18 protein-coding genes are annotated in these 22,482 nt (G+C 65.4%); 8 read left to right on the forward strand and 10 right to left on the reverse strand.

Annotation, left to right across the window (positions count from 1 at the left end):
- Window positions 1-109 precede the first annotated feature (109 nt).
- On the reverse strand, window positions 110-1,891 hold the full coding sequence (arc, locus tag ACZ46K_RS18765) for a proteasome ATPase (RefSeq protein WP_464744083.1): 1,782 nt from the start codon (window positions 1,889-1,891) through the stop codon (window positions 110-112).
- Window positions 1,892-2,086: 195 nt separating this feature from the next.
- Between arc and ACZ46K_RS18770 the strand changes: the two genes are divergently transcribed.
- Window positions 2,087-2,572, forward strand: a complete 486-nt coding sequence (locus tag ACZ46K_RS18770; RefSeq protein ID WP_054807618.1) for an MTB12 C-terminal domain-containing protein — start codon at window positions 2,087-2,089, stop codon at window positions 2,570-2,572.
- A 27-nt stretch (window positions 2,573-2,599) separates the two neighbouring features.
- On the opposite strand, the gene ACZ46K_RS18775 is transcribed toward ACZ46K_RS18770, so the two are convergent.
- Complete coding sequence (locus ACZ46K_RS18775) at window positions 2,600-3,451, reverse strand: tRNA (adenine-N1)-methyltransferase (RefSeq protein ID WP_054810544.1); 852 nt, start codon at window positions 3,449-3,451, stop codon at window positions 2,600-2,602.
- A gap of 167 nt (window positions 3,452-3,618) precedes the next feature.
- On the opposite strand from ACZ46K_RS18775, the gene ACZ46K_RS18780 reads away from it, so the two are divergent.
- Window positions 3,619-4,443 (forward strand): thioesterase family protein, encoded by an 825-nt coding sequence (locus tag ACZ46K_RS18780; RefSeq protein ID WP_464749391.1) that lies wholly within the window; start codon window positions 3,619-3,621, stop codon window positions 4,441-4,443.
- A 48-nt stretch (window positions 4,444-4,491) separates the two neighbouring features.
- On the opposite strand, the gene hisG is transcribed toward ACZ46K_RS18780, so the two are convergent.
- From hisG to metH, 6 genes are all read right to left on the reverse strand, one after another.
- Window positions 4,492-5,361 (reverse strand): ATP phosphoribosyltransferase, encoded by an 870-nt coding sequence (gene hisG, locus ACZ46K_RS18785; RefSeq protein ID WP_464744085.1) that lies wholly within the window; start codon window positions 5,359-5,361, stop codon window positions 4,492-4,494.
- Between the two features lie 100 nt (window positions 5,362-5,461).
- Window positions 5,462-5,743, reverse strand: a complete 282-nt coding sequence (locus ACZ46K_RS18790; protein ID WP_199233311.1) for a phosphoribosyl-ATP diphosphatase — start codon at window positions 5,741-5,743, stop codon at window positions 5,462-5,464.
- Window positions 5,744-5,780: 37 nt separating this feature from the next.
- Entirely contained in the window at window positions 5,781-6,668 is an 888-nt protein-coding gene (locus ACZ46K_RS18795) for a pseudouridine synthase (protein ID WP_054807649.1), read from the reverse strand.
- Window position 6,669: 1 nt separating this feature from the next.
- Window positions 6,670-7,533, reverse strand: a complete 864-nt coding sequence (gene trhO / locus ACZ46K_RS18800; RefSeq protein WP_054807651.1) for an oxygen-dependent tRNA uridine(34) hydroxylase TrhO — start codon at window positions 7,531-7,533, stop codon at window positions 6,670-6,672.
- Between the two features lie 2 nt (window positions 7,534-7,535).
- A complete protein-coding gene (locus ACZ46K_RS18805) occupies window positions 7,536-8,249 on the reverse strand; it encodes an HAD family hydrolase (protein ID WP_464744087.1) in 714 nt (237 codons plus the stop codon).
- A complete protein-coding gene (metH, locus tag ACZ46K_RS18810) occupies window positions 8,242-11,811 on the reverse strand; it encodes a methionine synthase (protein WP_464744089.1) in 3,570 nt (1,189 codons plus the stop codon). Before metH ends, ACZ46K_RS18805 begins: the two co-directional genes overlap by 8 nt.
- A 51-nt stretch (window positions 11,812-11,862) precedes the next feature.
- Here metH and ACZ46K_RS18815 point away from each other — a divergent pair, with 51 nt between their 5' ends.
- Together ACZ46K_RS18815 and ACZ46K_RS18820 are read left to right on the forward strand one after the other, a co-directional pair.
- Window positions 11,863-12,756 (forward strand): PAC2 family protein, encoded by an 894-nt coding sequence (locus ACZ46K_RS18815; protein ID WP_054806155.1) that lies wholly within the window; start codon window positions 11,863-11,865, stop codon window positions 12,754-12,756.
- Window positions 12,753-13,895: an MFS transporter gene (locus ACZ46K_RS18820; protein ID WP_054806156.1), complete on the forward strand. Its 1,143-nt coding sequence runs from the start codon at window positions 12,753-12,755 to the stop codon at window positions 13,893-13,895. Before ACZ46K_RS18815 ends, ACZ46K_RS18820 begins: the two co-directional genes overlap by 4 nt.
- 255 nt (window positions 13,896-14,150) lie before the next feature.
- On the opposite strand, the gene ACZ46K_RS18825 is transcribed toward ACZ46K_RS18820, so the two are convergent.
- Complete coding sequence (locus ACZ46K_RS18825; protein WP_054806157.1) at window positions 14,151-14,612, reverse strand: 6,7-dimethyl-8-ribityllumazine synthase; 462 nt, start codon at window positions 14,610-14,612, stop codon at window positions 14,151-14,153.
- Between the two features lie 206 nt (window positions 14,613-14,818).
- Here ACZ46K_RS18825 and ACZ46K_RS18830 point away from each other — a divergent pair, with 206 nt between their 5' ends.
- From ACZ46K_RS18830 to ACZ46K_RS18845, 4 genes are all read left to right on the forward strand, one after another.
- Complete coding sequence (locus ACZ46K_RS18830) at window positions 14,819-15,808, forward strand: helix-turn-helix domain-containing protein (RefSeq protein ID WP_464749393.1); 990 nt, start codon at window positions 14,819-14,821, stop codon at window positions 15,806-15,808.
- A 79-nt stretch (window positions 15,809-15,887) separates the two neighbouring features.
- Complete coding sequence (gene otsB / locus ACZ46K_RS18835; protein WP_464744091.1) at window positions 15,888-16,703, forward strand: trehalose-phosphatase; 816 nt, start codon at window positions 15,888-15,890, stop codon at window positions 16,701-16,703.
- 41 nt (window positions 16,704-16,744) lie between these two features.
- Entirely contained in the window at window positions 16,745-19,168 is a 2,424-nt protein-coding gene (locus ACZ46K_RS18840; protein ID WP_054810357.1) for a glycoside hydrolase family 65 protein, read from the forward strand.
- Between the two features lie 15 nt (window positions 19,169-19,183).
- Window positions 19,184-19,963, forward strand: a complete 780-nt coding sequence (locus tag ACZ46K_RS18845; RefSeq protein ID WP_464744093.1) for an HAD family hydrolase — start codon at window positions 19,184-19,186, stop codon at window positions 19,961-19,963.
- Between the two features lie 12 nt (window positions 19,964-19,975).
- Here ACZ46K_RS18845 and ACZ46K_RS18850 read toward each other — a convergent pair whose 3' ends face one another.
- Complete coding sequence (locus tag ACZ46K_RS18850) at window positions 19,976-22,354, reverse strand: phosphoketolase family protein (RefSeq protein WP_464744095.1); 2,379 nt, start codon at window positions 22,352-22,354, stop codon at window positions 19,976-19,978.
- Between the last annotated feature and the right edge of the window lie 128 nt (window positions 22,355-22,482).

A 22,482-nucleotide genomic window follows, 5' to 3' on the forward strand; every position in this document is an offset into this window, starting at 1 on the left:
ACACCGCCGCGACCGGCCCCCGCGCCCACCCGCAACAGGGCACCCCGTCGGTGCACCACGTCACCGGTGCCCGGCAGATACCCGGGCACCGGTGACGCGATCCGGTTCGCTACAGGTACTGGCCGGTGTTCGACTCGGTGTCGATCGCGCGGCTCGCACTCGCGTTCTTGCCCGTGACCAGCGTCCGGATGTACACGATCCGCTCGCCCTTCTTCCCGGAGATCCGCGCCCAGTCGTCGGGATTGGTGGTGTTGGGCAGATCCTCGTTCTCGGCGAACTCGTCGACGATCGAGTCGAGCAGATGCTGCACCCGCAGACCGTTCGTGCCTGTCTCCAGCACCGCCTTGATCGCATACTTCTTCGCGCGGTCGACAATGTTCTGGATCATCGCGCCCGAGTTGAAGTCCTTGAAGTACAGGACCTCCTTGTCGCCGTTCGCGTAGGTGACCTCCAGGAACCGGTTCTCCTCCGACTCCGCGTACATCCGATCGACGACCCGCTCGATCATCGCCCGCACACACGCCGCCCGATCACCCCCGAACTCGGCGATGTCATCGGCATGCACCGGCAACTGCTCGGTCAGATACTTCGAGAAGATGTCCAGCGCAGCCTCCGCATCCGGACGCTCGATCTTGATCTTCACATCCAACCGGCCCGGACGCAGGATCGCCGGGTCGATCATGTCCTCACGGTTCGAGGCGCCGATGACAATGACGTTCTCGAGGCCCTCGACGCCGTCGATCTCACTGAGCAACTGCGGCACGACCGTCGTCTCCACATCAGACGACACACCCGAACCACGGGTACGGAAGATCGAATCCATCTCGTCGAAGAACACGATCACCGGGGTACCCTCGGACGCCTTCTCCCGCGCCCGCTGGAAGATCATCCGGATGTGCCGCTCGGTTTCCCCGACGAACTTGTTCAGCAGTTCCGGACCTTTGATGTTCAAGAAGAAGGACTTGGCCTCCTTCGAATCCTCACCGCGGGCCTCAGCGATCTTCTTCGCCAGCGAATTCGCGACCGCCTTCGCGATGAGAGTCTTGCCGCACCCGGGAGGCCCGTACAACAACACACCCTTCGGTGGCCGCAACGCATACTCGTGGAACAGGTCCTTGTGCAGGAACGGCAACTCGACCGCGTCACGGATCTGCTCGATCTGCCGACCCAGACCACCGATATCGCCGTAGTCGACGTCCGGCACCTCTTCGAGCACCAGATCCTCGACCTCGGCCTTCGGGATCCGCTCGAACGCGTACCCGGCCTTACTGTCGACCAGCAACGAATCACCAGGCCGCAACGTGAACCGATCACCGTTCTCGTCGGTGACCTCCTCGACCGACGAATCGAGGGTGCGGGCCGCGATCTGCGCAAGCGGCTCCGACAGCCACACCACCCGCTCCTCGTCGGCATGTCCGACCACCAGCGCGCGGCGCCCGTCGTCGAGCAGTTCGCGCAGGGTGGTGATCTCACCGACGCGTTCGAACCCACCCATCTCGACCACTGTCAACGCCTCGTTCAGACGTACGGTCTGCCCGGTCCGGAACGAGTCGATCTCGAGATTCGGGGACACTCCCACCCGCATCTTGCGGCCCGAGGTGAACACGTCGACGGAGCCGTCGTCGAACGCCTCGAGCAGCACCCCGTACCCGCTGGGCGGTTGACCGAGACGATCGACCTCCTCACGGAGAGTGAGCAACTGCTGACGGGCCTCCTTGAGAGTCTCGAGCAGCTTCCCGTTACGTACCGTGACCGACTCGAGTCGCGACTCGAGGTCGCGGACCCGGTCGGATGGTTCGGTGAGCCTGGTCCGGAGGGCGACCACCTCGACGCGCAGTTCTTCGAGTTCCCGTGCGGCAGCACCCGTATCCGGATTCTCTGACGAGCTCATGTGCGACTCCCTCCACTTGGTCATTCCACGCTACCGGCAGTTCGCCCAAAGTGGGAGGCGACACGAAATCCTCGTGTTGCGAACGCGTGTCGCGTCAGTCACGGGTACGCAGCGACCCACCCCACCACCACGCTGTTAGCCTTGCCTAATCTCGAACTTCGTGCCGTTTCGTTTGTTCCCGAAAGGACTGCTCCTGTGAACACCCGTACCCTCTGGGCCGCTGCGGCCACCGTCCTCGCCGTCACCGTACTGCCCGCCTGCTCCTCGGACAGTGACCCCACCACCGACGCGTCGACCACCACGGCCGAGACGACCAGTGCAGCAGAGACCACCGGCACCGCCGCCGCTCCCGTCGACGCCGCCGAACTGCAGGCCCCGATGGACGTGTTCTTCGACCCCGCCGCCCCCGTCGACGCCAAGATCGCCGTCATCGAGAACGGAGAGGCCCGCACTGCCGTGATCACCCAATTCAACGAGGTGCTCACCGGCTACCCGCTCACCGCCACTATCGGAGAGGTCACCGGCGTCGACGACACCACCGTCACCGCGGTCACCGACATTTCCGGACCGCACGGCGGCGCACCCCTGACCCTCACCTTCACCGAGGTCGACGACGCGTGGCTGCTCGCCGACGACAGCACCTGCTCCATCCTCGAAATGGGCCGCCTGACCTGCGAGTGACCCGGCACCCAGCCACCCGGCGGCGTCTCAGCCCTTGCTGGGGCGCCGCTGCGGCTTCGGGGTGACGGTGCCCTCCGCCAACTTGCGGGCCGACACCAGGAACGCGGTGTGCCCCTGCATACGATGCTCCGGCCGCACAGCCAACCCCACCACATGCCAGTCCCGCACCATCGACTCCCACGACCGCGGCTCGGTCCAGCACGTCTGCTCACGCATCGCCTCGACGACCTTCGACAACTGCGTCACCGTCGCCACATACACGAGCAACACACCACCGGGCACCACCGCATTCGCCACCGCCGGCAACGCATCCCACGGCGCCAACATGTCCAGCACCACCCGATCCACCGGCCCGTGCTCCTCGACGTCGTACGACGCGACATCGGCGACCGTCAGATCCCAGTTCGCCGGACGCTCCCCGAAGAACGTCTCCACATTGCGCACCGCATGCACCGCATGATCGTCGCGGACCTCGTACGAGACCACCTTGCCCTCCGGGCCCACCGCCCGCAGCAACGAACACGTCAACGCCCCCGAGCCGGCACCCGCCTCGAGCACCCGTGCACCCGGGAACACGTCCCCCTCGTGCACGATCTGCGCCGCGTCCTTCGGATAGATCACCTGCGCTCCGCGCGGCATCGACAGCACATAATCCACCAGCAACGGACGCAAGGCCAGATACGGAGTGCCGTTCGTCGACGTCACCACCGTGCCCTCGTCCGCGCCGATCAGATCGTCATGCACAATGCCGCCGCGATGAGTGTGGAACTCCTTACCGGACTCGAGCACCACCGTGTACTTGCGGCCCTTGGCGTCGGTCAACTGCACCCGATCCCCCACCCCGAACGGTCCGCTGCGCCCGAGTCCGCCTACTGCCATCGCCGTGCCACCTTCGCCTACATCCAACCGCCACACCCGTGACGCCCGGACCCGACACGGTGCCAGGCCGCACACCAGCCTGCCAGGTGACCACTCGAGACCCGCCACACACCCCACATGCCATCATCGGTCACCACACCCACGAGACGATCTCGGAGACCGACCGCGTGAGCGACACCGCCTACTTCGTGCCCATCCCCGCACTCGACAGCACCCCGACCGACACTCACATCGAACGCTTCCGACCCACCCGCCACACCATCAGCACCTGGGGCCCCGACCTGCAACACGGCGCACCCCCCTCCGCACTGCTCGTCCGCGCCCTCGAACGACACCGGCCACGCCCCGACACCCGGCTCTCCCGCATCTGCATCGACCTGCTCGGCCCCGTACCGCTCACCGACATCGAAGTCCGCACCCGCATCGACCGACCCGGCCGCCAGATCGAACTCGTCGTCGCCGAACTGTGGGCCACCGCCCCCGACGGCACCACCCGCGCCGTCGCACGTGGCACCGGCTGGCGCCTGCAGACCCGCGACCTCCCGGACGTCGCCCGCACCTCCGAACCGGCACTGACACCCCCCGACCCCGCCGCCGAGCCCTCCGACATGACCCTGTTCGGGCTCAGCGGCTACATCGACACCCTCGACTGGCACATCGTGACCCCGTTCGGAGTACCCGGACCGTCCGCCGCATGGGTCCATGCCCGCCTCGACCTCGTCGAAGGAGAAACCCTCACCCCCCTCGAACGACTCTTCACCGTCGCCGACGTCGCCAACGGCATCGGATCCAAACTCGACCCCGCACACTGGCTGTTCCTCAACACCGACCTGACCGTGCACCTGTTCCGCCAACCCGCAAGCCACTGGACCGGAATCTCCGCCGAAACCTCCGTCGGCCCCGACGGCATCGGCATGACCACCGGAGTCCTCCACGACGAACACGGCCCACTCGGACGCATCACCCAAAACGTGCAGGTGCGGCCTCGCTGACACGAGACCGCACCTGTCACTTCACCCCGCAGCGGGGGCGACGCCCCACTACTCCGCGGTGACGCCCCGCATCGCGCGGCACGACCGGATATCCGACGCCAGGATCGCGCGGGCACCGATCTCCGCAAGCTGATCCATCACCGCATTGTGTCCCTTACGCGGCACCATCGCCCGCACCGCCACCGAATAGTCGTTCGCCAACGGCGAGATCGTCGGCGACTCCAAACCGGGAGTCACCTTCACCGCAGCGTCGAGAAGGTGCTTCGGGCAGTCGTAATCGATCATCACGTACTGCTGCGCGAACACCACACCCTCGAGCCGGGCGATCAGCTGGTTGCGGGCCCGATCGGTCCGGTCCGCGCCCTCCCGCTCGATCAACACACCCTCCGAGTCGCACAACGACTCCCCGAACGCCACCAGATCATGCTGGCGCAACGTACGACCCGAGCCCACCACATCGGCGATCGCATCCGCGACACCGAGCTGGATCGAGATCTCCACCGCACCATCGAGCCGGATCACCGTCGCCTCGATACCACGCTCGGCCAGATCCCTACGCACCAGATTCGCGTACGACGTCGCGATCCGCAGACCCTGCAGATCCTCGATCCTCCACGCACGATCCTTCGGTCCTGCATACCGGAACCGCGACGACCCGAAGCCCAACGACAACCGCTCGGCGACGGGCGCACCCGAATCCAACGCCAGATCCCGGCCGGTGATGCCCAGATCGAGCTCACCCGACCCGACGTAGATCGCGATGTCCTTCGGACGCAAGAAGAAGAACTCGACTTCGTTGACCGGGTCGATCACGGTCAGATCCCGAGAATCGGAACGCCAGCGATAACCGGCCTCCCGCAGAATCTCGGCGGCAGACTCGGACAACGAACCCTTGTTGGGAACTGCAACGCGCAGCATCGAAGAAATCCTTTCGGACGGTAAGGGGACAAGAAGATCGATCAGGACACATCCGAGGCACGGACGGCGCACCCGCCACGAAGACAGCGGTCACCGGCCGTCACAGATGCTTGTAGACGTCCTCGAGCTTCAGTCCACGCCCCACCATCAACACCTGCGTCCAGTACAGCAGCTGCGAGATCTCCTCGGCGAGCTCCTCATCGGACTGGTACTCGGCGGCGATCCACACTTCGCCGGCTTCCTCGAGTACCTTCTTGCCCTGCGCATGGACACCGGCATCCAACGCAGCAACGGTGCCGGAACCCTCAGGACGGGTCGCAGCACGCTCGGTCAGCTCGGCGAACAGGGATTCGAAGGTCTTCACGGAAACCGATTGTTTCATGCCGCGCCCCCGCACCCACAATCAGGACGCCCGTCGCTCACCACGACAAGTCCCGCATACTGTCGAACCGCCGCACCCGTCCACTCACCGGATCCGTGAACTCCAACGTGCGCGCCAGCAACTGCAGCGGATCGGTGAACTGCCCCGGCGCGCGGCGCACGAACGCCGGGTAGAAATTGTCCCCCTCGATCGGCACACCCAACGACAACAGGTGCAGCCGCAACTGATGCGTACGACCCGTCCGCGGGTACAGCCGATAGCGAGCCCGCCCACCACGCTGCTCCACGAGTTCGATCAAAGTCTCCGAATTCGGCTCCCCCGCCACCTGCGTCGCCGTCAACTCACCGTGCCGCTTGACGATCCGCGTCCGCACCGTGCGCGGAAACTCCAACTCCGGTCGATACCCGGCGATCGCTTCGTACACCTTCCTCACCCGTTGCTGCTCGAACAAAGCCTGATACGGGCGCCGCAACGACCGATCCGTCGTGCACAACAACACTCCGGCCGTCATCCGATCGAGCCGATGCACCGGCACCAGATCCGGCAGCTCCAGGTCCCGCCGCAACCGCACCGTCACTGTCTCCCGGATATGTGCACCCCGCGGGATCGTCGACAGGAAATGCGGCTTGTCGACCACCACCAGCCCGTCACCGTCATACAGCACCTCCACCGGGAACGGCACCGGCGTCTCCGGCGGCGGCTCCCGATAGAAATACACGAACCGGCCCGGCTGGAACCGGGTCACCTCATCCACCGGCCGCCCGTGCTCGTCGACGAGCTCCCGCGCCGCCATCCGGGTGTGCCAATCCTCCTCAGGATGCTCGACGAGCAAGAACCCGAGCACGGTGCGCGCGGTACCTTCGACCGGCATGCGGAGCCGATCGGGACCCAACCCGTCGCGCACCGGCAACGGCGCACCCGCCACGTCAGAGCCCGGCTTCGGCCGTGTCCGGAACGCACCCCTCGCACACCAACGTCAACTCACGACCATCGACATCGGGATGATTGCGGTACCGCGACGTCGGCGTCCCACACAGCGCGCAGCGACCCAACGTGACCGCGTCCGCGGAGAACTCCACGTTCATCCGACCGTCGAACACGTACAGCGAGCCCTCCCACAAACCGGCATCACCGAACGTCTCGCCGTACCGGACGATCCCGCCGTCCAACTGGTACACCTCTTCGAAACCACGATTGCGCATCAACACCGACAACACCTCGCACCGCACCCCACCCGTGCAGTACGTGACCACCGGCTTCGACTTGAGATGGTCGTACCGGCCGCTGTCCAGCTCCGCGATGAACTCTCTGGTGGTGTCCACATCGGGCACCACCGCATCCCGGAACCGCCCGATCTGCGCCTCGAGCTTGTTGCGGCCGTCGAAGAACACCACATCGTCCCGCTCGGCCATCAACGCATGGACGGCGTGGGGCGACAGATGCGTCCCGCCGCCGACCACACCGCTCTCATCGACCTCGACCTCGTCCGGCACACCGAACGTGACGATCTCCGGACGCACCCTCACCGACAACCGCGGGAAATCGTCGCCCGCGCCATCGGACCACTTGACGTCCACATCATGGAACGCCGGATAGCCCCGCAACCCGCGCACATACTTCTTCACCGCAGCGATATCCCCACCGACAGTGCCGTTGATGCCGTGCTCGGAGATCAGGATCCGGCCGGTCAACCCATTCGCCGCCGCCAGAGTGTGCTGCCACAACCGGATGGCCTCCGGGTCAGGCAACACCGTGAACTTGTAGAACAGAACGATCTTCGGAACAGCCACGATCACAGCCGTCCGGATGCATGCAGTCCGTGCAGCTCAGCCACAGACAGACCTTCCAGCGTCGAACGGAACACCCGCCGCGGCGAGGTCGGCACCGACGTCAACGACGGCACCACCAGCACCGTGCACCCCGCTGCATCCGCAGCCGCCGCCCCGGTCGGCGAATCCTCCACCGCCAGACACGACGCCGGATCGAGCCCCAGCAACTCCGCCGCCCGAAGATACGGCGCCGGATCCGGCTTGCCCGCCGGCACCTCGTCGCCACACACCGTGTGATCGAAATGCTCACGGCCGAGAGTCTCGAGCGCGACATCACACAACGCCCGACCCGTGTTCGTCACCAACGCCTGACCGAGCCCCGACGCGCGCACCGAACCCAGCGCCTCCCGCGCACCCGGCCGCCACGGCAACCCTCGAGCGAACAACTCCGCCATGAACGCATTGAGCCAGTCCTCCGCGGCCGTCTGCTCGTCCGGCGTCGGATCGAGCCCCAGACCGTCGAACGCGCGCCACACCGACAGATCGAGCGGACCCCCGATCGTCGAGATCCGAGTCTCCTCCGACATCGGCCCACCGAGATTCAACGACAACTCGCGCATCCCGATATCCCACAACTGCTCCGATTCGAGCAGCGTGCCGTCCATGTCCCACAACACCGCCTGCAACGCACCCGCCGGGCGCGCCTCAGCGCGTACGTCGCTGATCAACTCAGACATTGAAGTACTTGGCCTCCGGGTGGTGCAACACGAATGCATCGGTCGACTGCTCAGGATGCAACTGCAACTCCTCCGACAACTCCACCCCGATGCGCTCGGGCTCGAGCAACTCGACGAGCTTGATCCGATCCTCGAGATCCGGACACGCACCGTACCCGAACGCGAAACGAGCACCCCGGTACGCGAGCTTGAAGTACTCGGCCACCTCGTCCGGATCCTCGTCCGCAGCTGTACCGCCACCGGAGAAGGCCAGCTCCTGCCGGATCCGCCGATGCCAGTACTCGGCCAAGGCCTCGGTCAACTGCACACCGATGCCGTGCACCTCCAGATAGTCGCGGTACGAGTTCGACGCAAACAACTCGTTCGCGAAATCCGCGATCGGCTGCCCCATCGTCACCAACTGGAACGGCCACACATCGACCTCACCCGACGCGATCGCATCCTTACGCGACCGCACGAAATCGGCGATGCACAAGAACCGCGACCGCTGCTGCCGCGGGAAAGTGAACCGGTACCGCTCCGGAGCATCCGGACGCGGCTCCGTCAGAATCACCACATCATCGCCCTCGGACACCGCCGGGAAATACCCATACACCACCGCAGCGTGCTGCAGGATGCCCTCGGTCGACAGTCGATCCAGCCAATACCGCAACCGCGGCCGGCCCTCGGACTCCACCAACTCCTCGTACGTCGGACCGTCACCGGCACGCTGCCCCCGCAGACCCCACTGCCCGAGGAACAACGCCCGCTCGTCCACCAACGACGAATATTCGGCCAACGCGACGCCCTTGACCACCCGCGTACCCCAGAACGGAGGCGTCGGCACCGGCAGATCCGCCCCCACATCACTGCGCTCGGGGATCACCGCCGGAGTCTCCTCCGCTTTCCGCTTCTCCGCGATCCGCTTGCTGCGCTCGTGCCGCTCCTTGCGTTCGGCCACCTTGCGCGCGGCTTCGAGCGCCTCCGGGCTGTTCGGATCCGGACCTTCACCACGCTTGATCGCCATCACACGGTCCATCAACGTCAGGCCCTCGAACGCATCGCGCGCGTACGACACCTCACCCGCGTACACCTCGGCGAGATCGTTCTCGACGTAACTCCGAGTGAGCGCCGCACCACCGAGAAGCACCGGGAACTGCTCCGAGACACCCCGCGAGTTCAGCTCCTCGAGGTTCTCCTTCATCACCACGGTCGACTTCACCAGCAGACCGGACATACCGATCACATCGGCGCGCTTGTCGACCGCTGCTTCGAGGATCGTCGAGATCGGCTGCTTGATACCGAGGTTGACCACCTCATACCCGTTGTTCGACAGGATGATGTCCACGAGGTTCTTACCGATGTCGTGCACATCGCCCTTGACGGTCGCCAGCACGATCCGGCCCTTGCCGTCGTCACCCGTCGACTCCATGTGCGGTTCGAGATGTGCCACCGCCGCCTTCATCACCTCAGCGGACTGCAACACGAACGGCAACTGCATCTGCCCGGACCCGAACAGCTCACCGACGGTCTTCATTCCCGACAGCAAGGTCTCGTTGATGATCGCCAGTGGAGGCACCGTCTTCATCGCCTCGTCGAGATCCGCTTCGAGACCGTTCCGCTCACCGTCCACGATCCGCCGCTCCAGCCGCTCGAACAGCGGCAACGCAGCGAGCTCCTGCGCGCGGGATTCGCGCGCCGACGCCGCTGACACGCCCTCGAACAACTCCATCAGCTTCTGCAACGGGTCGTAACCCTCGCGGCGCCGGTCGTACACCAGATCCAACGCGACCTGTCGCTGCTCGTCCGGGATCCGCGCCATCGGCAGGATCTTCGACGCGTGCACGATCGCGGTGTCGAGGCCGGCGTCTGTGCACTCGTTCAAGAACACCGAGTTGAGCACCTGCCGCGCCGCCGGGTTCAGACCGAACGACACATTCGACACACCGAGTGTGAAATGCACCCGCGGGTGCAGGCGGTGGAGCTCGCGGATCGCCTCGATCGTCTCGATCGCGTCGCGCCGCACCTCCTCCTGCCCGGTCGAAATGGGAAACGTCAATGCGTCCACGATGATGTCGTCGGGTGCGAGGCCCCAGTTCTGCGTCAGATCGGTGATCAGACGCTCGGCGATCCGCACCTTGTGCTCAGCGGTACGCGCCTGACCTTCCTCGTCGATCGTCAGTGCCACCACGGCGGCGCCGTGCTCGACGACCTGCTCCATGATCCGCTGGAACCGCGACCCCGGCCCCACACCGTCCTCGTAGTTCACCGAGTTCACGGCGCACCGACCACCGAGATGCTCGAGACCCGCCCGGATCACCTCCGGCTCGGTCGAGTCGATCATGATGGGCAGTGTCGATGCGGTGGCGAACCGCGATGCGAGCTCGGCCATGTCGAGTGCGCCGTCACGACCCACGTAGTCGACATTGAGGTCGAGCATGTGCGCACCGTCGCGCACCTGGTCCTTGGCGGCGTCGACGCACTTCTCCCAGTCGCCGGCGAGCATCGCCTCACGGAACGCCTTCGACCCGTTGGTGTTGGTGCGCTCACCGATCATCAGGATCGACGCATCCTGCTCGAACGGCACCGCCGTGTACAGCGACGCCACACCCGGCTCGCGCACCGGGTTCCGCTTCGCCGGCTGCGCTGCACGTACCGCTTCGGCAACCTGACGGATGTGCTCCGGAGTCGTGCCGCAGCACCCACCGACCAGCGAGAGCCCGAACTCGGAGACGAACCCGGCCAGCGCCGCGGCCAGCTCGTCCGGTTGCAGTGGGTACTCGGCGCCGTTCTTGCCGAGCACCGGCAGACCGGCGTTCGGCATCACCGACACCGGGATGCGGGCGTGCTGCGACAGGTACCGCAGGTGCTCGCTCATCTCGGCGGGACCTGTCGCACAGTTCAGCCCGATCAGATCGATACCGAGCGGCTCCAACGCGGTGAGCGCGGCCCCGATCTCCGAACCGAGCAGCATCGTGCCGGTGGTCTCGACCGTGACGTGCGCGATGATCGGGATCCGCAGCCCTGCCTGCTCCATCGCGCGGCGACTACCGATGATCGCCGCCTTCGCCTGCAACAGGTCCTGGCAGGTCTCCACGAGGATCGCATCGGCACCACCGTCAAGCATGCCCAGCGCAGCTTCGCCGTAGGCGTCGCGCAGTACATCGAACGGGGCATGGCCGAGGGTGGGCAACTTGGTTCCCGGGCCCATCGACCCCAGGACCATCCGAGGTACACCGTCGGCGGACGGACCCATCTCGTCCGCCACCTCCCGAGCAAGGCGGGTACCGCGCTCGGAGAGGTCACGAATGCGGTCGGAAATGTCGTAATCGGCGAGGTTGGGCAGGTTGCAGCCGAAGGTGTTGGTCGACACGATGTCGGCTCCGGCTTCGAAGTACGCCCGGTGGATCCCCTTGATCACATCGGGACGAGTCTCGTTCAAGATCTCGTTGCACCCCTCGAGGCCACGGAAGTCGTCGAGTGACAGATCCGCAGCCTGCAACATGGTGCCCATCGCCCCGTCTCCGATGACAACACGCTGCTTCAGCGCATCGAACAAGGCAGAGTTCAGTGGGGTGGACATGGCAACCAGAGTAGTGGGCGCACAAACCACACCCCGCCGTAGGCTGGACGGGTGAGTGCAAGTGAGTATCCCGAGACCCCGGAGCAGGCAGTTCCCGAACTCCGCAACCCGGTGCTCGTCGCCGCGTTCGAAGGATGGAACGACGCCGGCGACGCCGCAACCGGGGCTGTCGAGCACCTCGAACTGATCTGGGACGCCGAACCCTTCGCCGAACTGGACTCCGAGGAGTACTACGACTACCAGGTCAACCGCCCCCAAGTCCGCCTTGTCGACGGCGTGACCCGACAGATCGAGTGGCCCGCGACCCGTCTGTCCGCGTGTTCCCCGCCGGGCAGCGACCGCGACGTCGTACTGATGCGCGGCATCGAACCCAACATGCGCTGGCGCGACTTCTGCGATGCCATCCTCGAACTCGTCGACGACCTGGGTATCCACACCGTCGTGGTGCTCGGCGCCCTGCTCGCCGACACACCGCACACTCGACCGGTACCGGTCACCGGCACCGCCTACAGCGCCGACGCGGCCAAGCGATTCAACCTCGAGAAATCGCGGTACGAAGGCCCGACAGGCATAAACGGGGTCCTGCAGGACGCCTGCGTGCGCGCCGGCATCCCCGCGGTGTCCTTCTGGGCGGCCGTCCCCCACTACGTGTCACACCCACCGAACCCCAAAGCTACGGTCGCGCTGCTACGCCGCCTCGAAGACGTACTCGATGTCGAGGTCCCGCTCGGTGAACTCCCCGCCCTGGCAGAGGAATGGGAAGAGACCGTCACCTCGATGACCGAGGACGATGAGGACATCACCGACTACGTCCGAGGTCTCGAGGAGCGCGGCGACGCCGAAACCGACATCTCCGAGGTGATCTCCAAGATCGACGGCGACGCCCTGGCCGCCGAATTCGAACGCTATCTGCGACGGAGAGGCCCCGGCGGGTTCGCTCAGTGAGCGGTCATCGAGAATCGCTCCAGCGCGCGGCACTGTACGTCGGGGGATTCCTCGGCCCGTTCGGTGGCGGCGTCGTGGTGTCGATGCTGCCCGAAATCGGGGAAGACACAGGAGTGTCTGCCGGGGTCGCCGCGACCACGGTCACCGCGTACCTGGGCGTGTTCGCCGTGTTCATGTTGTTCTCCGGAACCCTCGGCGCACGCTGGGGCCGGTTGCGGACTGTGCGTACCGCCTACGTCGTGTACGCGGTGGTCTCGGTCGCTGCGGCGCTCGCGCCGACGTTCTCGCTGCTGATCGGCGCTCGCATGCTGCAGGGCGCAGGAAACGCGTTCACCACTCCCCTGCTGCTCGCGGCGTTGGCGGCGATCACGCCACGTGAGTCTCTGGGTCGTGCACTCGGCCTGTTCGGCGCGATGCAGGCGGCCGGGCAGACCACAGCACCGCTTGTCGGCGGTCTCGCCGCGGAGGTGAACTGGAGATGGGCATTCGTCGTACTTGCCGCCGCGGCCGTTGTACTCGCCGTGATCGGTTTGCCGGGCCGGATGGACGAGGTCGAGGACGGTCCGGCCCGACTCCGCGACGCGCTGCGGCCGCGGGTGCTCAGGGTCGGGGTTGTCGCACTCCTCGGCTTCGGAGCACTCGGGGGCTTGGGATTCCTCCTCGCATTCCGCGTGGAGGACGATTTCGGCCTCTCTCCCACAGGTCGAGGTGCGCTGCTCACGGTGTTCGGGTTGGCGGGGATCCTCACGGCCCGCCGTGTAGGAACGCTCATCGACCGGATCGGCGCACACCGCGCAGTTCTGATCGGTGCAGTTGCCGGCGGTGTCCTCGTCGTCGCAGCTGGGACGCTGGGCAGCATCGCCGTCATCGCGGTGGTGTGGTTCGTGGCCGGAATTGCCTCCCAGTGCGTCCTGGTGGCGGCGAACGCTGCGGTTCTCGGCGACTCCGGCGGCAATCGCGGGGGTGCGGTGTCGGTGGTCCTGGCATTCCGCTTCGGTGGGGCGGCTCTCGCACCCGTTGCATTGACTCCCCTGTATTCCACCCATCCGACCGCGTCGTTCGTTGTACCGGCGGTGCTGCTCGCCGTGATGGCGCCGCTGATGATGCCGAAAGATCCGGTGCCGGACACGGATCTTTGAATGCCTCTTGCTGTCGTGGTGTTACGTGAGATCCGTGATTGTGGTGATGGTTTATTCTGCTTTTATCGCTATTCCGTATGGTTCAGAATAGTTCGAGGTAAGCGCCCGTGCGACTCTCGTAGACAGCGGATCGCTCGTTACACGTCGGGTCACCCCGACATCGGGACCTTCGAGGCGGTCCTCCGCTTCCCGACGGCTTCTACGCCTCCGGGAAGTGTGACTCCCCCGCCGGGGCCGAGAGCCACCAGGCCCCCACTACTCCCCTACCGGAAGTGCGCGAAGAGACTTCACCGTCGCATCGACAGCACGCGCAGCTTCCGCTCCCTTGGTGACGAAGTGGCGCGTGTAGTAACCGATGTGCTCGTCGTGCTCATGGAAGTGATGCGGGGTCAGCACAACCGAGAACACCGGAACATCCGTGTCGAGCTGCACGCGCATCAGACCGTCGATCACGGCCGTGGCCACGAAGTCGTGCCGATAGATGCCGCCGTCCACGACCAGGCCGGCGGCGACGATCGCGTCGTATCGGCCCGAGCGAGCGAGGCGCTGGACGTGCAGCGGGATCTCGAATGCCCCCGGAACCTCGAAGAAATCGAGCGTGTCCTTCGCATACCCTCGGCCGACGATCTCGTCGGTGAAGCCTTCCCTCGCCTGGTCGACGATAGTGCGATGCCATGTGGCCTGGATGAACGCGATACGACGCGCGGTGTCACTCATGTCGATGAAGTTAGCGCATCGACCTACCCCACTTTGCGGCTTGTACCGATGTGATGCGCACTACAGGACCACTATTTTCGTTTAACCAGGTATTCCGTCCCGCACAGACTGATAGTGTGACGGATGTGACGCAACAGGACACACCGGATACCGCCGCCGCCGGCCCCAAGCCGGAACGGCCGATCGACATCTATCGCCGAGCATCGATGTGCCTCGAAGCGTGCCTGCCCCTCGGATGGACGATGTCCAGCGACAGACCTCGCTCCCCCGAGGCCCCTCAACGATTGGTCGTCACCTCCCCCGAGGGTGAGTCGGTGTCGTTCGCGATCGTCGCGTCCCGCGGCGTCCTCAGCGGCGACATCGCGCGCATCGCCGCCGAACTCTCCGACTCCGACCGCGGTTTCGTGTGCGCCCACTACCTGTCCGATCCCGTGCGCCGCCAGCTCGACCAGCATGGCATCTCGTATGCGGACGCCACCGGCAACCTCACGCTGGTCGCGTCCCGGCCGGCTGTGTGGGTGCGCAATCGCGGAGCCGACGCGGATCCGTGGCGCGGCCCGGGTCGCCCTTCCGGTGTGCTGACCGGGGAACCTTCCGATCGGGTGGTCCGCGCCCTCGCCGATCACTCCGGCGAGATGACAGTGCCCGAACTGATCACGCTCTCCGGCGCATCAACGGGCGCCACCTACCGTGTGGTGGAGGTGCTCGTGGAGCGCGAGTTCATCCGTCGTATCCCCCGCGGGAGCATCACCGAGGTGCGGTGGGAACAGATGCTCCGTGCGTGGGCAGCCGATCGGAAGATGTGCGCGACCCGTCGCTTCGCGGCGCCGGACGGCCTCGAGATCGTGCGCAACCAACTCGCCGAGCGGATCGACATTTCCTACGCGCTCAGCGGTGTCGGTGCCACCGATTACGCAGAATCCGACGTCCTCGAGCTGTACGCCGACGACCCGGACGATTTCGCCGGGGCCTTGGGGCTGCGCCCCGTGGACCGTGGTGGCGACGTGGTGGTCGCGATTCCGTGGTCGCCGGTGGTGTTCGATCGGATGGATCGCTCCCGGTCTCTGCGAAGCGTGGCGCCGTCGCACGTCTATGCAGACCTGTTGTCGGGGCCGTTCCGAAACCAGGAGGCCGCCGAACACGTGCGCGCACAACTGACCGCCGACGAAGCGCGCTGGCGCCGCCCCATCCACTGAGCCCCATCCACTGACCCACCCGCCGAGTGCCTGTACGGTTCGAGGTGGCAGTTCACGCACAACAGGAGGTTCGGCCGAGATGGATTCCACGTCGGCGGTCGGGGACCTTCCCTCGGCGCTCGACTCGGCGGTTCTGGCAAGTCGATTGAGCGGACGCAGGCCGGCGGTCTTCCTCGACTACGACGGCGTGCTCACCCCCATCGTCGACAGGCCCGAAGCGGCCGTCCTGTCCGACACCATGCGGAGCACTGTCCGTGCATTGGCCGACCGCTGCCCCGTATGCATCGTCACCGGCCGCGACCGCGCAGTCGTCCAGCGATTGATGGGCATCGACGACCTCACCGTCGCCGGAAGTCACGGCTTCGACATCTGGAAGCCCGGTCAGGGCGTGATCTCCCCCGATTCCCTCGGCGACTTCACCGAACTCGTCGCCGACACCACTGCCACGCTGCGCGAACGACTCGCCGACACCGACGGGGTCACTCTCGAACCGAAGAGGGCCTCGGTGGCTGTGCACTACCGAAACGCCGCACCGCAGGCACGTCGACACACACACGACGTCGTCCACGCGTTGCTCGACGAGCTGCCCGATCGACTCGAGATGATTCCCGGGAAGATGGTCTACGAACTGCGGCCGGCGGTCGACTGGAACAAGGGCAAGGCCGTCCTGCACCTGATCGACGTGCTCGGCCTCGACTCCGACGACATCGTCCCGATGTACCTCGGCGACGACATCACCGACGAGGACGCGTTCGCCGCCATCCGCGACACCGGAATCGCGATTCTCGTGGGCAGCCCCGATGATCCCGAGATGAACAATCGCGTCACCGCAGCCGAATTCGGGCTCGCATCGGTGGACGACGTGGCACGCTTCCTCTCCGAGTTGAGTTCTTGACGAGCATGTAGCCGAACGGCTCGACCGCCAGGAGGTAATCCGTGCACGACCCCGAGTTCAGCCTCGCGTACGACGGGTTCGATCCCGAGGCAGAAGGCCTGCGGGAATCGATGACCTCGACCGGCAACGGATACTTCTGCACTCGCGGTACGGCCGAGTGGGAGGACACGAGCGAGATCCACTACCCCGGCACGTATGCGCACCGCTGCTACAACCGCGAGACGACGATCATGGGCGGAAGCCCCGTCCACAACGAAGATCTGGTCAACCTCCCGAACTGGCTCGTCCTCAAACTGCGCATCGACGGTGAGGATGCAATCCGGTTGTCGAACGTCGAGGTGCTGTCCTACCGGCACGTGTACGACATTCGCACCGCGACAGTCATCCGCGAAATGCGCTTTCGTGACCGGAACAGCCGCGAGACATCGCTGGTGAGCCGGCGATTCGTCAGCATGGCGCACTCGCACCAGGGCGCACTCGAGTGGGCGCTCACGCCCGAGAACTGGTCCGGCCGCATCGAGATCGTCTCGGCGATCGACGGTCGTGTGTCGAACCGTGCGGTCGCCCGTTACCGTGATCTCGAAGGTCGTCATCTCGATCCGGTGACACCCCGCACCTTCGCTCCCGACACCATCGCATTGAAGGTTCAGATCCGGCAGTCGGACATCTACATCGCGCAGGCCGCGCGCACCCGGGTCTTCTTCGGCAGCGATACCGAGCCCACCGATGTCGAGCGCGACCTGTATCAGATGGAAGACTACATCCAGCAGGTCCTGGCATTCGACGTCACCGAAGGCAGCACGGTCCGGGTCGAGAAGATCGTGTCGATGTTCACCTCACGTGATGATGCGATCACCGAGCCGCTCGCGTCCGCCGGCCGACATGTGTTGCGTTACTCGGATTTCGCCGCGGCATATCTCGAGCACGCCGCGGCGTGGGAAGAGCTGTGGGACATCTGCGATATCCGCCTTCCCCGGGAGCCCCGGACGCAGTTGCTGCTGCGCCTGCACGTCGCGCATGTTCTCCAGGTGTGTTCGCGTCACACGTCGCGCCTGGATGCGGGGGTTCCGGCTCGCGGACTCAACGGCGAGGCTTATCGCGGACATGTCTTCTGGGACGAGTTGTACGTGTATCCCTTCCTGGATCTGAGGATTCCGGAGGTCACCAAGGGGCTGATCATGTATCGGTACCGGCGGTTGGCCGAGGCTCAGGCCTCGGCGGCCGAAGCAGGGTACCGGGGTGCGATGTACCCGTGGCAGAGCGGATCGGACGGGACGGAGGAGACCCAGCTCGTCCATCTCAATCCGCTGTCGGGTCTGTGGGATCCGGATCTGAGCCGGCATCAGCGACACGTGAGTGCGGCGATCTTCTACAACGTGTGGCGGTATTACCAGGCGACCGACGACTTCGAGTTCCTCGCCGACCAGGGCGCGGAGATGATGCTCGAGATCACCCGATTCTGGGCGTCGATAGCCGAGTACAACCCCGAGCGGGACCGCTACGAGATCCACGGGGTGATGGGGCCCGACGAGTTCCACGAGCGCTACCCCGGTTCGGACGAGGCCGGGCTGCACAACAACGCGTACACGAACGTGATGGTGTCGTGGATCGCCGCGAAGGCGATCGAGGTACTCGAACTGATGTCGACGAGCAGGCAGACGGCGCTGAGGGCAGCGCTGCGCGTGACCAACGAGGAACTGCAGCGTTGGTCGGAGATGAGCCGGAAGATGTTCGTCCCGTTCCACGACGGGGTGATCAGCCAGTTCGAGGGCTACGAGAAGCTCGACGAGGTCGATTGGGATCACTATCGCGCGGCGTATCCGAACATTCAGCGGATGGATCGGATCCTCCGCGCCGAGGGGCACGATCCCAACCGATTCAAGGTGTCGAAACAGGCGGATGCGGTGATGCTGTTCTTCCTGTTCGACGACAACGAGTTGCGGCCGATCTTCGACCGTCTCGGTTACGAGTACGACCGAGATCTCGTGCGGCGCACGGTCGACTACTACGACGAGCGTACCTCGCACGGCTCCACGCTCAGTTTCGTCGCGTACGCGGGTGTGCTGTCGGGATTCGATCCCGACTCGTCGTGGGAGCGGTTCAAGGTGGCCCTCGAGAGCGATGTGAGCGATCTGCAGGGCGGCACCACCAAGGAGGGGATCCACATGGGTGTCATGGCCGGGACTCTCGATCTGGTGCAGCGCTACTACGTCGGGGCCCGGATCTACGACGGTGTGCTGATGTTCCGGCCGCGGCTGCTCCCCCACCTCGACGGGGTGTCGTTCTCCATGAGGTATCGGGGTACCCCGCTGCGAGTGCAGATCTCCGGTGAGACATTGTCGGTGCTCGCGGAGGTCGAGGGGTTCCGGGTGCCGGTGCGGGTGGGAGTGAACGGAGAGACAGTACAACTCGAGGCGGGGCAATCGCACGAGTTCCAGGTCCCGACCACTCCCCTACCTGCCTGAACGAGGGGGATCGCCATGACACGCGATGAGAGTTCGCCCGCAATGGGTTTCGCAGGTGTGATATTCGACGTCGACGGTGTTCTCGTCGATTCACCACACGAAGTGGCCTGGCGGGAGTCGCTGGCCGAGCTCATGACGGGCCCGTGGCAGGAGGCAGCCGAGCGTTCCACATGGTCGCCGGACTCATTCACCTCGCGCGTCTACCGCGAGGTGCTGTCCGGGAAGCCTCGGCACGAGGGAGCACTGGCCTGCCTCGAGTACTTCGGGGTACCCGACGCGCAGCAGCGTGAGAGCGAGTACGCGGAGCGTAAGCAGGCGATGCTGCTCCGGTTGATCGAAGAGGCCCGGTTCGACGCGTATGCCGACGGGGTGCGGTTGGTGATGGCGGTGCGAGCCGCAGGCATTCCCGTCGCGGCGGCGTCGTCCTCGAAGAATGCGCACCGCTTCCTACGGGCGATCCGGCTCGGAGAGTTCGGCGGTGGCGACACATCGTTGCTCGACGTGTTCGACGCAGACCTGTCGGGTCGCGATTTCACCAGGGGCAAGCCGGATCCGGAAATTTTTCTCACCGCGGCCGCCGAACTCGGTGTGGCTCCGGAACGGTGCGTGGTGGTCGAGGACGCAGTCAGCGGCGTTCAGGCCGCTAAGGCCGGCGCGATGGTCACGCTCGGTGTGGCGCGTGCCCGCGACGAGCACGAGTTGCTGCAGGCGGGTGCAGATCTCGTCGTGACCTCGCTCGATGATGTGGACCGTGAGGCGTTCGCCGCCGGACGGTTGGAGCGGCGTGCACATTGACTCCGAGTCTGTTCACGAGTTGAGGCCGTGCCAGCGCCAGTCGGCGATCTCCGGGATGTCCTCGCCGTACTCCCGGATGTACTGCCGGTGCCTGATCAACGTGTTCTTCAGGTGTTCGCGGGCGTAGGCGGCGGCCGGGCGGATGCGTTCGACGCGGTCGATGACGTCCAGTGCCAGATCGAAGCGGTCGATCCCGTTGAGGACGCACATGTCGAACGGGGTTGTGGTGGTGCCCTCTTCGATGTATCCGCGCACGTGGATGTTGTCGTGGTTGCGGCGGCGGTAGGTGAGTCGGTGGATGAGCCACGGGTACCCGTGGTAGGCGAACACGACGGGTGTGTCGGTGGTGAAGAGGGCGTCGAAATCGGCGTCGGGTAATCCGTGCGGGTGTTCTCGGTCGTCCTGGAGACGCATGAGGTCGACAACGTTCACCACCCGGATCAGCAGGTCGGGGAACCATTCGTGGAGGATCTCCACTGCGGCGAGGGTTTCCATGGTGGGAACGTCGCCTGCGCAGGCGAGTACCACGTCGGGTTCTGCGGCGCGGTCGGTGCCGGCCCAGTCCCAGATCCCGATGCCTTTGGTGCAGTGGACGATGGCGTCCTCGATGGACAGGTACTGCGGCTGTGGTTGTTTCCCGGCGACGATGACATTGATGTACTGACGGGTGCGTAGACAGTGGTCGGCGACCGAGAGCAGGGTGTTGGCGTCCGGTGGTAGGTAGACGCGGATCACGTCGGACTTCTTGTTGACGACGTGATCGATGAATCCGGGGTCCTGATGGGAGAACCCGTTGTGATCTTGCCGCCACACGTGCGAGGTGAGGAGGTAGTTGAGCGACGGGATCGGTCGACGCCACTCGATCCGGTTGGTGGTGCGCAGCCATTTGGCATGTTGGTTGACCATCGAGTCGACGATGTGTACGAACGCCTCGTAGCAGGAGAACAGGCCGTGTCGTCCGGTCAGCAGGTATCCCTCGAGCCAGCCCTGGCAGGTGTGCTCGGACAGGATCTCCATGACCCGGCCGTCGGGTGCGAGGTGTTCGTCGGTCGGCAGGGTTTCGGCGTTCCAGGTGCGATCGGTGGCGTCGAGGACGTCGCCGAGGCGGTTGGAGTTGTGCTCGTCGGGTGCGAACATGCGGAAGGTTGTCGGGTTGCGCCGCACGACGTCGCGAAGGAACGTGCCCAGAATCCGTGTGGATTCGGCGAATTCGTGCCCGGGTCTGTCGACCGCGACCGCGTGGTCGCGGAAGGGGGGAAGGGCGAGATCACGGAGGGTGGGGTTGGTGTGCGGATTGGCGCTCATGCGTCGAGGTCCGGTGGGGTGCAGGTCACGAACGGCCGGAACCGGTGCTCCACAGCCGTCGAACAGTTCTTCGGGCCGGTAACTGCGCATCCAGTGTTCGAGGATGCGTCGGTGCTCGTCGTTGTCGCGGACGTTCGCAAAGGGCACTTGATGTGCCCGCCAGGTCCCCTCCATGGGAAGTCCGTCGACCTCCACCGGTCCGGTCCAGCCTTTCGGGGAACGCAGCACGATCATCGGCCACACGGGTCGGTCACTGCGGCCGGATTGCCGTGCCTCTTGCTGGATCTCGGTGATCCGATCGAGACTGCGATCGAGCGCGTCGGCGAAGCGCCGGTGCATGTGGTCGGGTTCGTGACCGGAGACGATGATCGGTTCGTGTCCGTATCCACGAAGCAGTGATTCGAGTTCGTCGTCGCCGATGCGGTCGAGAAGTGTGGGATTGGCGATCTTGTATCCGTTGAGGTGCAGGATCGGAAGTACGGCCCCGTCGCGGCGCGGATCGACGAATTTGTTGGAATGCCAGCTCGCGGCGAGTGGTCCGGTTTCGGCTTCGCCGTCTCCGATGACCGCTGCGACCACGAGGTCGGGGTTGTCGAATGCAGCGCCGTACGCGTGGGACAGCGAGTACCCGAGTTCGCCTCCTTCGTGGATGGATCCGGGGGTCTCCGGAGCAACGTGGCTGGGTACTCCGCCGGGGAAGGAGAATTGAGTGAACAGGCGGCGCATGCCCGATTCATCTTGGGAGACGTCGGGATAGATTTCGCTGTAGGTGCCCTCGAGCCACGCCGCGGCGACCGGTCCGGGCCCGCCGTGGCCGGGTCCCATGACGTAGATCATGTCGAGGTTTCGGGCGAGGATCGCGCGGTTGAGGTGCGCATAGATGAAGTTGAGGCCCGGCGTGGTGCCCCAGTGACCGAGTAGGCGCGGTTTGATGTGGTCGGGACGTAGTGGTTCCCTCAGGAGAGGGTTTCCCATGAGGTAGATCTGCCCGACCGACAGGTAGTTGGCGGCCCGCCACCAGGCATCGAGTTCGTGTAGGCCCTCGCCGGTCTGGGCGCTGGATTCAGCGGTGTCAGGGGTCTGCATCGGACTCCTCGTCGTCGGCAACCCGAACGTGACGTCGTGCTGCACGATCGGCTGTGCGCGTACCCTCTGGAAGAACGGTACCCACCTCGCAGGCGTCTCACGCGTCGATCTCGAATTCGAATTCGATG

This window comes from Rhodococcus sp. JCM 9793, from assembly GCF_055380405.1.